Source organism: Streptomyces sp. NPDC046909, assembly GCF_040644695.1.
Lineage (GTDB): Bacteria > Actinomycetota > Actinomycetes > Streptomycetales > Streptomycetaceae > Streptomyces.
Map to the genome: position 1 here is coordinate 735,703 of NZ_JBEYXC010000003.1, position 12,315 is coordinate 748,017.

At 72.6% G+C, this 12,315-nt stretch carries 11 protein-coding genes; 3 read left to right on the top strand and 8 right to left on the bottom strand.

Features of this window, described 5'->3' with window-relative positions; genetic code table 11:
- From ABZ928_RS12160 to ABZ928_RS12175, 4 genes are all read right to left on the bottom strand, one after another.
- Positions 1–1,094 (bottom strand): S8/S53 family peptidase (locus tag ABZ928_RS12160; RefSeq protein WP_361517293.1); only part of this gene is annotated, 1,094 nt, incomplete at its 3' end.
- The gene (locus ABZ928_RS12165; protein ID WP_361517295.1) at positions 1,091–2,014 is read right to left on the bottom strand and encodes a DUF692 family multinuclear iron-containing protein; all 924 of its coding nucleotides are present in this window, start codon (positions 2,012–2,014) and stop codon (positions 1,091–1,093) included. The genes ABZ928_RS12165 and ABZ928_RS12160, both read right to left, overlap by 4 nt.
- An 11-nt stretch (positions 2,015–2,025) precedes the next feature.
- The gene (locus tag ABZ928_RS12170; protein WP_361517297.1) at positions 2,026–2,793 is read right to left on the bottom strand and encodes a hypothetical protein; all 768 of its coding nucleotides are present in this window, start codon (positions 2,791–2,793) and stop codon (positions 2,026–2,028) included.
- 90 nt (positions 2,794–2,883) lie between these two features.
- Positions 2,884–3,069, bottom strand: a complete 186-nt coding sequence (locus tag ABZ928_RS12175; RefSeq protein ID WP_361517299.1) for a hypothetical protein — start codon at positions 3,067–3,069, stop codon at positions 2,884–2,886.
- A 178-nt stretch (positions 3,070–3,247) separates the two neighbouring features.
- Between ABZ928_RS12175 and ABZ928_RS12180 the strand changes: the two genes are divergently transcribed.
- Complete coding sequence (locus ABZ928_RS12180) at positions 3,248–4,195, top strand: intradiol ring-cleavage dioxygenase (RefSeq protein ID WP_361517301.1); 948 nt, start codon at positions 3,248–3,250, stop codon at positions 4,193–4,195.
- 9 nt (positions 4,196–4,204) lie between these two features.
- The gene (locus ABZ928_RS12185) at positions 4,205–5,044 is read left to right on the top strand and encodes a triphosphoribosyl-dephospho-CoA synthase (RefSeq protein ID WP_361517303.1); all 840 of its coding nucleotides are present in this window, start codon (positions 4,205–4,207) and stop codon (positions 5,042–5,044) included.
- A gap of 123 nt (positions 5,045–5,167) precedes the next feature.
- Here the strand turns inward: ABZ928_RS12185 and ABZ928_RS12190 are convergent, their stop codons facing one another.
- The 4 genes from ABZ928_RS12190 to ABZ928_RS12205 form a co-directional block, all read right to left on the bottom strand.
- Complete coding sequence (locus ABZ928_RS12190; RefSeq protein WP_361517305.1) at positions 5,168–6,454, bottom strand: MFS transporter; 1,287 nt, start codon at positions 6,452–6,454, stop codon at positions 5,168–5,170.
- 117 nt (positions 6,455–6,571) lie between these two features.
- Positions 6,572–7,918, bottom strand: a complete 1,347-nt coding sequence (locus ABZ928_RS12195) for a PLP-dependent aminotransferase family protein (RefSeq protein WP_361517307.1) — start codon at positions 7,916–7,918, stop codon at positions 6,572–6,574.
- A 105-nt stretch (positions 7,919–8,023) separates the two neighbouring features.
- Positions 8,024–9,496, bottom strand: coding sequence for an aminopeptidase P family protein (locus tag ABZ928_RS12200; RefSeq protein WP_361517309.1), 1,473 nt, complete (start codon positions 9,494–9,496; stop codon positions 8,024–8,026).
- Between the two features lie 94 nt (positions 9,497–9,590).
- Complete coding sequence (locus ABZ928_RS12205) at positions 9,591–11,111, bottom strand: PP2C family protein-serine/threonine phosphatase (RefSeq protein ID WP_361517662.1); 1,521 nt, start codon at positions 11,109–11,111, stop codon at positions 9,591–9,593.
- 494 nt (positions 11,112–11,605) lie between these two features.
- Here ABZ928_RS12205 and ABZ928_RS12210 point away from each other — a divergent pair, with 494 nt between their 5' ends.
- Positions 11,606–12,271 carry a bifunctional DNA primase/polymerase gene (locus tag ABZ928_RS12210; protein WP_361517310.1) on the top strand — a complete coding sequence of 222 codons (666 nt, stop codon included), beginning with the start codon at positions 11,606–11,608 and terminating at the stop codon, positions 12,269–12,271.
- Positions 12,272–12,315: the final 44 nt, after the last annotated feature.

Genomic DNA, 12,315 nt, shown 5'->3' on the forward strand with positions numbered 1-12,315 from the left:
TCCGAGACGGCAGCCTCCTCGGCGGTCACGGCGACGGCATCCCCGCCGACCGCCACCTGGGCCGCGCCCGAGCACTCGACGGTCGCCTCGCCCCGGGCCTCCGTCACCAGCCACCCGGTGCCGGACACCCGCTCCGTGCCCGTCACGGACACCTCGGCCGCGGGCGGCAGCCACAGGGGCCGCCCGGCACCGGATACGACCTCTTCGGGACTCTCCGCGACCACGGCCACCCGCGTCCGCTCGCCCTCGCCGACCCGCAGCCGCAACGCCCCACCGCTCAGGGCGAACACGCGGACGCCGGCGCCCTGCGCGGCCAGCGTCTCCAGATCCTCCGGCCCGCCCTCCAGCACGCCCCCCGGCCCGGCCGCGGCGAGCAGCACGGCCCGCAGCAGCCCCGAGGGAACGGGTTCCTCTTCGCCCCGCGCGACCCCCGGGGCGGCGCCCCCTTCCGCACCCCGCGGCAGCGCCGACGGCGGGACTCCCGCCGCCTCCCGCAACCGCCCCAACACCCGGGCCGCCCACCCCGCGACCACCCCCACCGCCGCGGACGTCCCGCGCATCGGCTCGAACCCCCCGGAGGCGGACTCCGTCGGATACGCCCCGTCCGGGACCAGCAGCTGCGGCTTGCGGCCGACCAGGTCCGTGCCGCAGTACGAGGTCGGTGTGCCGTCCGGTCCGGTGACGCCGACCGCCAGCACCGACGTACAGGAGGCGGGGAAGCGCAGTCGCCCCGGTCCGTCGTGACCGGCGGCGGCGACGAGCAGCGGCATGCCAGGGCCCCGCGCCGCCTCCTCGAAGGCGCGTCGCACGCCGAGGCGTTCGGCGTCCGGTTCCGGGGAGGACCAGGGCATGGCGAGGATGTCCCAGCCGTCGGCCATGCGGCGCAGGTCGGCGGCGAGCGTACGGGCCTTCAGGTCACCGGCGGAGGCGTACCCGATCTCCGCGTCGGGTGCGAGCCGCGCCGCGAGCCGGGCCACGCGTTCGGTGTGGGTGTCGGTCTCGGAGCCCGCCGCGGGCGGCACGGACCCGTCGCTCACGACGAGGAGCCGCACCCGCTGGGGCATCCGCTGGGGTATCCGCTGGGAGTCGCTCATGCCCCACCCGCCGTGGCGAGGCCAGCCGGCCGGGCGACCGACGGAGTCCAGTCGGCCTCCGCGAGCACCGCCTCCACGCGCCCGAAGTCGTCGTCGAGGTTCCCGGCGTCCAGGCCCACCCCGATCTCGTACGTCACCGCGCGCAGCCGGGACGAGGCGGTCACCGCCTCCTGGAGCAGGTCGATGACGGCCGGGGCCACCGCGTGGCTGTGCGTGTCCAGATAGCGGTTGTCGAACGTGGGGTCGATATAGCCGCCGGCCACATGGATCTCCACCACCCGGTCCAGGGGCAGCGAACGCAGCACCTGCTCGTAGGGGCGGCCCACGGCGACGGCGTACGAGAAGACATGGGCGACGTCGAGCAGCAGATCGCAGTCGGCGCCGTCGGTGACGCGGTGGAAGAACTCACCGAGGCTCAGCCGGCCGATCGCCAGGGTGCACGAGGGGATCTCCGGGACGAACGGACGGCTGCCCAGGGCGTGCAGCGTGCGGATGCCCTCGACGACGTGGTCGGCGATGTCGCGTTCGAAGAGGGGCGGGGTGAAGTACGGCAGCGGATACGGGCCGATCGACCACAGGCCGATGTCCTCGCAGGTCCACACCGCGTCCAGGATGTCGCTCACCGGTTCGAGACGCTGGTAGAGCTCAAGGTTGGGGCCGCCGGGCGCGGCCGGTGCCACGCCGGGCAGATGGTGCACCACGGGCAGCCCGCGGGCGCACTCGTCCATGAAGACCCGCGCGTCCGCGGCGCTGGGCAGGGACACGCACGAGAGATGGCTGAGCCGGCCGTCGTACTTCGTGCGCAGCTCGGCCATGCTCTGCGGATAGTTGTCGCGGTACTGCCAGTCGAGCCCGAAGCCGAGCCGGGCGACGGCATCCGTGCTCGCCGGCGTCCGCGCCGATGTCTTTGCTGATGTCATGCTGACCTGCTTCACAGCGGGAGGGCCGCGGCCGACACTCGGTGGCCGGGGAAGGCGGCTACGACGATTTGGTGGTCACCGGGTGCGAGCGCGCCGGGCTCGACGGACCGCGGCAGCCGGCCCCGCTCGTCCACCAGGCGCCAGGCGGAGCGGAACGACTCGACCTGGAGCGCGCCGGGCACGACCGGCGGCACGAGGCCCGAGTCGTCCCAGGGGGAGAAGGCCGACTTCGTCAGGTCCATGCCCTCGCCGGGGATCCCGGTGGTGCAGGCGCACACATCCTCGGGCGGGGCGACCAGTTCGGGCGCAGAGAACCGGCTCACCAGGCCGAACAGCTGGAAGACGTCCGCGAGCAGGGCGGACCGGGCGCCTACGACCCCGTGCGCGTACAGGCAGAAGTTCTCGAACAGGGTCCGGCCCGTGCTGCGCCAGAAGGCGTCGGCGTCCGCGTACCCCTCGACGAGCCCGGTGAGGGTCTCCTGGTCGAGGCACTCCCACAGTGCCGGGCAGGTGCGTTGCAGCTGACGGCCCAGGTTCCGCAGCCGTGCCGTGCGCTCCACGGTGAGGGCGTGGAAGTCGACGGTCGCGAGCACCGCGGCCGTCTCGGCGCTCACCCGCCCCGAGGGAGCCGCCAGCGCGTCGGCCACCACCGCGGCGGACGACTTCGAGTACAGCAGGCGGAGCAGCAGCTCCGTACGGGCCTCCCGGTCGTCGCGCAGCAGGAGCGCGCCGGTGGTACCGGACCCGACGGCACACGCGTCGGGAGTGAGGGTGGGCAAGACGATCACCGCCGTTTCGACGTCGACGAGGGCGTGGCAAAAAAGGGGCGGCCGGGTTCCCGCGAGGGGAACCCGGCCGGCACGGCCTGACTACTCCTGCCACTCCTTGTTGGAGTTGACGGCGCCCAGCGAAATGTCGTCGTTGCCGCCGAGCTCGGCGCGCAGCGGGTTGACGATCTCCTGCGCGTGGGTCGTGGCGAGGTGCTGGATGACCGCCGAACGCAGCGTCTTGTCACCGTCGAGGGCGGCGAGGATGGCGGTGGTCTTGTCGGACATGAGGTCTCCCGATCACAGTTGAGAGCGTCGTCTCTCTGGCGGATCAGAAGCTAGGAGCCCGAACTCGAGTCCTGTCGGAGCACGGCTTTTCAAGCCGTCTTCAGCTTCCTCAGCATTCACAGGCCACTCTCAGCCTCCCCCCACCTCCCTGACGGACACCGTCCATAAGTTCCCGATCATGACGGGAAACCACAAAAACAAGACGATCACCCGGCGCCGCGCGATCGCGGTGACGGGCGGGACGGTCGCCGCGGGCGGCCTCGCCATCGCCGGCTACCAGTCGGCCTTCGCCGACGACGCCACCACCACCGCGGACGCCACGGCCTCGGCGTCCGCCACGAGCACCAGCAGCGAGTGCATGACGCTCATGACGAGCGTCACCGAAGGCCCGTACTACCTCGACGGCGCCCTGGTGAGAAAGGACATCACCGAGGGCAAGAGCGGTGTCCCGCTCACCCTGCGCCTGACCGTCGTCGACGCCACCGACGGCTGCACACCGGTCCCCGGCGCGGCCGTGGAGATCTGGCACTGCGACGCCTGGGGCTACTACTCCGGCTACACCACCGCCAACCCCGGCGGCTCGGCCCCCGCCGAGAGCGAGGACGGCTCGACCGCCAACGACGCCACCTATCTGCGCGGTTACCAGATCGCCAACGCCAACGGGGTCGTCAAGTTCGAGACGATCTTCCCGGGCTGGTACACCCCGCGCACCTGCCACATCCACGTCAAGGTCCACACCGGCGGGGAGAAGGAGGACGGCACCTACGAGGGCGGCAAGGTCAACTACACCGGCCAGTTCTTCTTCGACGACGACATCGCCCAGGAGATCTTCACGCTGGAGCCCTACTCGAAGCACTCCGGCAGCTACACCACCCTCGACAACGACATGGTGTACGACGGCGGCGGCGCGTCCAGCGGTCTGCTCACCCTCAAGGCCGTCCACAAGAAGGACCCGTCCAAGGGCTACAAGGGCTTCCTGACCCTCGGCATCGACCCCGACGCCGAGAGCACCGGCGCGGGCAGCGGCGGCGGTGGCGGCACGCCCCCGAGCGACGCGCCGACCGGCGAACCGCCGTCCGACGCTCCGTCCGAAAGCGCCACTGCCTCGGCCTCGGCGTCCTCGTAGGGTACGGCCATGAGCAGCCGCGAGGACGAAGCGCTGGCGCAGGCCGCCGTGACCGCGCTGACCGGGCAACTGGCCCTGGCTCCCAAGCCGGGGCTGCCCGATCCGCGTGACCTCGACGCCCGCGTCACCCGCAGGGACCACAGTGCCCTGCGCTGGTCGGCCAAGGCACTCGTGCCCGGCCTCGCGGCGATGGCCGCCGCCGCCCGCCGCACCGGCGAGCCGACGCCCGGACTCCGCGCGGAGCTCGGCGCGATCGGCCGCTGCACCGAACACTCGGTCCACCTGGCGGGCGGCGGCCACCGCGGCGCCACCTGGGCCCTCGGCCTGCTCGTCGCCGCGGCCGCGCTCGACCCCCGGGCCCCGGCGACCGACATCGCCGCGACCGCCAAGAGCATCGCCCGCCACACCGACAAGCGCGCCCCGCGCAGGCCCTCGCACGGCTCGTCGGTCTCGGCGAAGTACGGTGCCGCCGGCGCGCGCGGCGAGGCCCGGGCCGGATTCCCGCACGTACGGCGGGCGTTGGACGCCCTGGCCGCGGCCCGCATGGCGGGCGCCACCGAGGGCCAGGCCCGCCTCGACGCCCTCCTCACCGTGATGTCCACCCTCCAGGACACCGAACTCCTCTACTCCGCGGGCCCGTTGGGCCTGCGCCACGTCCAGGCGGGCGCCCGCGGCATCCTGGAGGCGGGCGGCACCTCCACCGAGGCCGGCGCCGCGGCCCTGACCGCCTTCGACAAGGACCTCCACACACGCGCGTGGAGCCCCCGAGGCAGCGCCGGCCTCCTCGCGGGCGCCCTGTTCCTGGACTCGCTCCCGGTGACGAGGGGTTCACTGGTACGGGCCGCTTGAGCGGACCGCGCTCCGGGGGCGAGGCGTTCACCGGTTGGGTTGTTCAGCGGTACGAGGCCTCCTGTGTGGACCGGCGTTCCGGTGACGGCCGGTCCACGCGCGCGGCGTGCTGTGCGGCGGCGGTCACTTCACGAGCACCGGCCGCGACCGCACCTCCACCCGGGGCACGTCGGACCCCCGCCGCGCCACCGCCCCCATGGCGTACGACGCCACCAGCGTCGCCCCGCCCAGCAGCAGCCACCCCGCCGCACCCCACCCGAGCAACAGGGTGGTCAGGACCAGCGGGCCCAGCGTCCGCGCCACCGTCACGCCCGTTCCGAAGAACCCCTGGTACTCGCCGACCCGGTCGGCCGGGGCCAGATCGAAGGACAGCTGCCATGACCCGGCCGACTGCCCCATCTCCGCGACGACCTGGAGGACCGCTCCGGCCACCAGCACCCCGGCGGCCACCCACGGCGACGCACCGGCCGACAGCGCGAACACCCCGCACGCCGCGAGCATGACCCACCCCGACCGCCGCACCGCACCCACCGCCGACCCGATCCCCCCGACCCCGCGCGCCATCCGCACCTGGAACACCATCACGGCCCCGGTGTTGAGCACGAACAGCGCGGACACCAGCCACGCGGGCGCGGCGGTCCGCTCCGCGATCCACAGCGGCAGCGCGAGGCTCAGCAACGGCATCCGCAGCAGCAGAACGGTGTTGAGGAGCGTCAGACCGACATAGCGGCGGTCCCGCACGACCCCGAGCCGCCGCCGAGCCCTCCGTACGCCCGCCGAGGCCACCGTCGACCCAGGTGCCTCAGGCACCCCCGGCACCCCCCGCACTCCCGGCATGCCAGAAGGCAGCCGCAGCAGCACCCCCGCACACCCCACGAACGTCACCGCGTCCATCGCGAACACCCCGAGATACGCCCCCCGCGTCCCGGCCTGGATCGCCAGCCCGCCCAGCCCCGCCCCCACCGCGAGCCCCGCGTTGAACGCCGACTGCAGATACGCCAGCGCCCCGGTCCGCTCCCCGGCGGACACCAGCCCCGCCAGCAGCGACTGCCGGGCCGCCGCCAGCCCCGACTGCGCGGCGGCGTACGCGCACGCGGCCAGCACGAACGGCAGGAACCCCCGGACGAAGAGAAACGCCGCCACCGCGACCCCCGCCGCCGACGCCAGCAGCACCGCCGTACCCCGTGCCCCGCGCCGGTCCGCGAGCCGGCCCAACGGCACTCCCGCCACCGACCCGACCGCCCACCCCACGGTCAGCCCGAGCCCCACGCGCGCGGGGGCGAGCCCGACGACCTCGGTGAAGTAGAACGCGGAGGTCACGAGGTAGGCCCCGTCACCGACGGCGTTGGTCAACTGGGCGAGGGCGAGGACACGTTGCGGCCCCGAGGGCGGGACGAGGGAGTTCGTCATGCCTACGACGCTAGAAGCGAACTGGACCCTGAAACAGACCCAATGGCCAGCACTTCCATTGGCCCAATTCCACGCGACTTGCGCACCTGCGCGACCTGGGCGACCCACGCGCCCCCCTCAGCCCAACCCGTCCAGCACCTTCCCCAACACCTCCAGCGCCTCCGGATACACCCGCTCCCGAGGCGTCCCGTACCCCACCACGAGCCCCTGAGGCCGCCCAGGAGCGTCCGGCGCGTGCCAGTGGTCCCCGAGGTGCCCGACGGCGAGCCCGGCCGCCTCCGCCCGCGTCAGGGCCTCCTTCTCGTCGGCGACCTCCACCAGCGCGTGCAGCCCGGCCGCGATCCCCCGCACCGCCCGCCGCGCCCCGAGCCGATGCAGCAGCTGGTCGCGCCGCCGCCGGTACCGCAGCCGACAGGCCCGCACATGACGGTCGTACGCGTGACTCTCGATGAGCTCGGCGAGCGCCAACTGCCCGATGGACTCGGTGTGGTGATCGCTGTGCAGCTTGGCGTCGGCGACCGCGTCGACGAGCTGCGGCGGCAGCACCATCCAGCCGAGCCGCAGTGCGGGCCCCAGCGTCTTGGAGGCGGTCCCGAGATACACGACATGCCCCGGCGCCATCCCTTGGAGCGCGCCGACGGGCTGCCGGTCGTAACGGAACTCCCCGTCGTAGTCGTCCTCGACGATCAGCCCGCCCCGCGCGCGTGCCCAGTCGGTGAACGCCCGCCGCCGCTCGGGACGCAAGGTCACCCCGGTCGGGTACTGATGCGCGGGAGTGAGGACGACGGCTCGCGCGTCCCCCAACTCCTCGGCGCGGGCGCCCTTCTCGTCGACGCCCACGGGCACGACGTTCCCGCCGCCCCGCCGCACGACCTCCCGGTGGAAGCCGAGCCCCGGATCCTCCATGGCGATCTCGCCGCCGTCCAGCACGCGCGTGAGCAACGCGAGCCCCTGCACATACCCGGAGGTGATCACGATCCGCTCGGGCGGCGCGATGACCCCACGCGCACGCCCCAGATACCCGGACAGCGCGGTCCGCAGCTCGATGCGCCCCCGCGGATCCCCGTAGTCGTACGCCAACGAGGGCGCCGTGGCGATGGCCCTGCGCAGCGCCCGCAGCCAGGCCGCGGCCGGGAACGCCCCGACGTCCGGGCTACCGGGCCGCAGATCGAATCGCGGCGCACGCGCGCGTGCGGCCGCTTCCGGCGCGTCCTGACTCATCGACGGCAGGGAGGCGACCTCGGTGCCCGACCCCTGCCGAGCGGTCAGATACCCCTCGGCGACGAGCTGGTCGTAAGCCGACTTCACGGTCCCGCGCGATACCCCCAGTTCGGCAGCCAGCCGCCGAGTCGCAGGCAACCGAGCCCCAGGAGCAAGCCGCCCGTCCCGCACGGCATCCCGAAGAGCACGCTCAACCCCGGCCCGCCGCCCCTCAAGAGAGCCCAACTCAATATGCAGGTCCACACCAACCCCCCAGGGGCGCGGGGAACTGCGCGACAAGCCCCCACAACCCGCAGACCGCAACGAAAGGCCGGGCACCCCACCGGTACCCGGCCATCAATCCAACCGTCAGCCCTTAAGACCCTTAAGAGAGGCCATCCAAGCCTCGACCTCATCCGACCGCCGAGGCAGCCCAGCGCTGAGGTTCCGGTTCCCGTCCTCCGTCACCAGGATGTCGTCCTCGATCCGCACACCGATACCCCGGTACTCCTCGGGCACGGTCAGATCGTCGGCCTGGAAGTACAGACCCGGCTCAACCGTGAGCACCATCCCCGGCTCCAGCGTCCCCTCGACATACGTCTCGGTCCGCGCGGCAGCGCAGTCGTGCACGTCCATCCCGAGCATGTGCCCGGTCCCGTGCAGCGTCCACCGCCGCTGAAGCCCCAGCTCCAGCACCCGCTCGACGGGCCCCTCGACCAGACCCCACTCGACGAGCCGCTCGGCCAGCACATGTTGCGCCGCGTCATGGAAGTCGCGGTACTTGCCGCCCGGCTGCACGGCCGCGATACCGGCCTCCTGGGCGTCGTACACGGCGTCGTAGATCTTCTTCTGGATCTCGCTGAAGCGCCCGTTGACCGGCAGCGTGCGCGTGACGTCCGCGGTGTACAGCGTGTGCGTCTCGACACCGGCGTCGAGGAGCAGCAGGTCCCCGGAGCGCACGGGTCCGTCGTTGCGCACCCAGTGCAGCGTGCACGCGTGCGGTCCGGCCGCGCAGATGGAGCCGTAGCCGACGTCGTTGCCCTCGACCCGCGCGCGCAGGAAGAACGTGCCCTCGATGTAGCGCTCGGAGGTCGCCTCGGCCTTGTCGAGCACGCGTACGACGTCCTCGAACCCACGGACCGTGGAGTCGACCGCCTTCTGGAGCTCGCCGATCTCGAACTCGTCCTTGACCAGCCGCGCCTCGGACAGGAAGACCCGCAGCTCCTCGTCCCGCTCGGCGGTGACCTTGTCGGTCAGCGCGGCCTCGACGCCGGCGTCGTAGCCCCGTACGACCCGCACCGGGCCGGTCGCCTCGCGCAGCGCGTCGGCCAGCTCGCGGACGTCGGAGGCGGGGATGCCGTAGAGCTTCTCCGCCTCGGTGAGGGAGTGCCGGCGGCCCACCCACAGCTCGCCCTGCCCGGACAGCCAGAACTCGCCGTTCTCGCGGTCGGAACGCGGCAGCAGGTAGATCGTGGCCTTGTGGCCGTCGGCGGCCGGCTCCAGGACGAGCACGCCGTCCTCGGTCAGGTTGCCGGTGAGGTACGCGTACTCGACGGAGGCCCGGAAGGGGTACTCGGTGTCGTTCGAGCGGGTCTTCAGGTTGCCCGCGGGGATCACCAGCCGCTCGCCCGGGAAACGCGCCGACAGCGCCGCACGGCGGGCCGCGGTCTCGGCGGCCTGGGGGATCGGCCGCAGGTCGTGCAGCTCGGTGTCGGCCCAGCCGGACTTCATGCTCTCGGCGAGCTCGTCGGACACCCCCGGGTACAGCCCGTTCTTGCGCTGCTTGATCGGCTCTTCGGTCTCTTCCGGGGTCTCCGGGTTGAGCTCCTCGGCCACGGTCATCCTCCTAGATACGGCACTGGACCCCCTCCATCGTACGGTCGTACGGAAGGGGGCCCAGGGCCGGAAGACCTGTTACCGAGCGCTCATCGAGGGGCTACTCGAAGTGCGCGGCGAGCAGCACGACGTCCTCGTCGGAGTCCGCCGCGTCGAGCCCGTCCGGCAGCACGGTCCGCAGGACGTGGTCGGCGACCGCGTCCGGGTCGCGCCGCAGCGCCTTGGGGACACCGGCCGCGGCCGCGTGCAGCCGCGCGAAGGCCCGGTCGGTGGGGTCGCCGGTACGGTGCAGCAGTCCGTCGGTGTACAGCAGAACCGTCTCTCCCGGCTCGGCCTGGAGCTCCACGCTGGGCGCCTCCCAGCAGGCGAGCATCCCGAGCGGCGCCGACACGGACGTCTCCACGAACTCGGTGCGCCGCTCCCCGACCAGCAGCGGCGGGCAGTGACCGGCACCGGCCAGGGTGATCTTGCGCAGCGCGGGTTCGCAGTAGGCGAACAGGGCGGTCGCGGAACGGGCCGGCTCGGTGAGCCGCAGCAGCAGTTCCAGGTCGGACAGGACGGCGACAGGGTCCTCGCCCTCCATCACGGCGTACGCGCGCAGGGAGGCTCTCAGTCGTCCCATCGCGGCGACCGCGCTCGGCCCCGAGCCGGTCACCGAGCCCACCGCGAGTCCGAGCGCGGCGTCCGGCAGCGGCAGCGCGTCGTACCAGTCGCCGCCCCCGCGCGGGCCGGTGCGGTGCCGGGCGGCGAGCTGGACGCCGGCGACGCGGGGGAGCCGGGACGGCAGCAGCTCCTCGGACATCGTCGCCATGCACGCGCGCGTGCGCTCGACTTCGACCAGGCGCGCGAGGTACTCGGTCGCGTAGCGCGCGTACAGGCCGACGAGGTGGCGCTGGCGCTCCGCGGGTTCGGCGGGCTCGTCGTACAGCCACACCGCGGCGCCGATCCGGCCGGCGGCCTCGGAGGCGAGCGGGAGCGCGTAGCAGGCCGCGTAGCCGAGGCGGGCGGCCACTTCGCGGTGGCGGGGGTCGAGGCCGTCCTCGGCGAAGAGGTCGGGTTCGGCGATCTCGCCGTCGGCGCCCGGCAGTCCGTCGAGGATCTTGCCGTACGACATGGCGCTGCGCGGCACGGTCTCGATGTGACCGAGATCGGCCCGGGCCAGGCCGAGGCCGATGGTGGTGTCGGGGCCGAGTCCGTCGCCGGGTTCCAGTACGACGAGACCGCGCCGGGCGCCCACCAGGGCGGCTCCGGCGCGCAGCAGCTCCGTGAGGGCGTCCTGGAGCGCGTCTGTGCGGGCCAGGCGTTCCGTGAGTTCGTGGAGGGTCGTGAGGTCGGAGACCCAGCCTGCGAGCCGGTCCTGGAGCAGGGCCCCCGGTGCGTTCGACGCGTCGGGTGGAGGGACCGGAGAGGCGTCCGGGGCGGCGGGCGCGGGCGCGACAGTGTGTGCGGGCGAGGGAACCGTTGAATCGATTCCGGCCACTTTCGGAGGGTGAGGGGCGTTCATGGCGTCCGGCTTTCCGACCGGTGCGTATTGCTCAAAAGCATCGCAAACCCCCATGTCATTCTGCGCCGCTAGCAGTGTCTCCACATGTACACGCACTCGTGAGGGGATGTCCAGCATTGTCCTGCCGGGATTCCTGGTGTCCATGGGTCACCGGTGCCCCTCTTGCCGAAAAGCAAAGTTGGCTTAAAACTGACTCGGGTAACGGCCTATTGCGGTCGACTGGCCTTGCTCCACTGAGCGTCACAGCGGTCGTGATGGGTACGTACTCGGAGAAGGCCAGGGGTGGTTGACAACCACCCGGAACCTGGTGGCGGACCCGGGCGTCTTAGCCACCGACGACCGAGCCCCATCCTCCGTGGCGGAGGCGAAGAGAAACACGCGGGACGGCAAAAACGCCAGACTTCGCCACCCCCACGCCACGCCCATGCTTTTGATAGACGCAGTGTGGGTCAGGCTGCCGCGGACGCAGCCAACGCTCGGCCCATATGGGGTTCCCCTTGTCTCGGACAAGGGTGTGATGCGCCAACAGGTACGCACAGTGCAGTGATCGACACATGGTGTGATGTGGCCCACGGTGTTGCCAGCGGTGCAACGGAAAGGAACGAGCGCTCATGCGCGAGATCCTCGGAAAGGCACGCAGGCTCCTGTCCAAGCGGAACGACGGGGGGCCTGAGTTGATCAGCGCGGCCCTGACCTTCGCGACGGAATGGCAGTGGCCCGTACTCCCCGGCGCGGCACCGGACCCGCAGGGCCGGGCCCGCTGCAGCTGTCCGGACCCCGAGTGCACGGTGCCAGGCGCGCACCCGTTCGACCCCGGGCTCCTCGCGGCCACCACCGACGAGCGCATGGTGCGCTGGTGGTGGACCAACCGGCCCGCCGCGCCGATCGTCCTCGCCACCGGCGGCAAGGCCCCCTGCGCGGTCTCCCTGCCCGCCCTCGCGGCCTCCCGCGCGCTGACCGCCCTCGACCGTCAGGGCATGCGCCTGGGCCCGGTGATCGCCACGCCCAACCGCTGGGCGATCCTCGTCAAGCCGTACTCCATGGAGCAGTTGGGCGAACTGCTGTACGCCAAGGACTTCGTCCCCGGCTCCCTCCGCTTCCACGGCGAGGGCGGCTACATCGCGCTGCCCCCGTCCGAGACGGGCCACGGCGCCCTCCGCTGGGAGCGCGCCCCCCTGCCCGGCTCGGCCTCCCCCTGGGTGCCCGATGTCGAGGCCGTGGTGGACGCGGTGGTGGACGCCCTCACTCGTACGGGTGTGAGCGCGCCCGAGTTGTAAGGGTGTCGGGCGCGGGCGGAACCAGCCGCCCGCGCGCGCTCGTT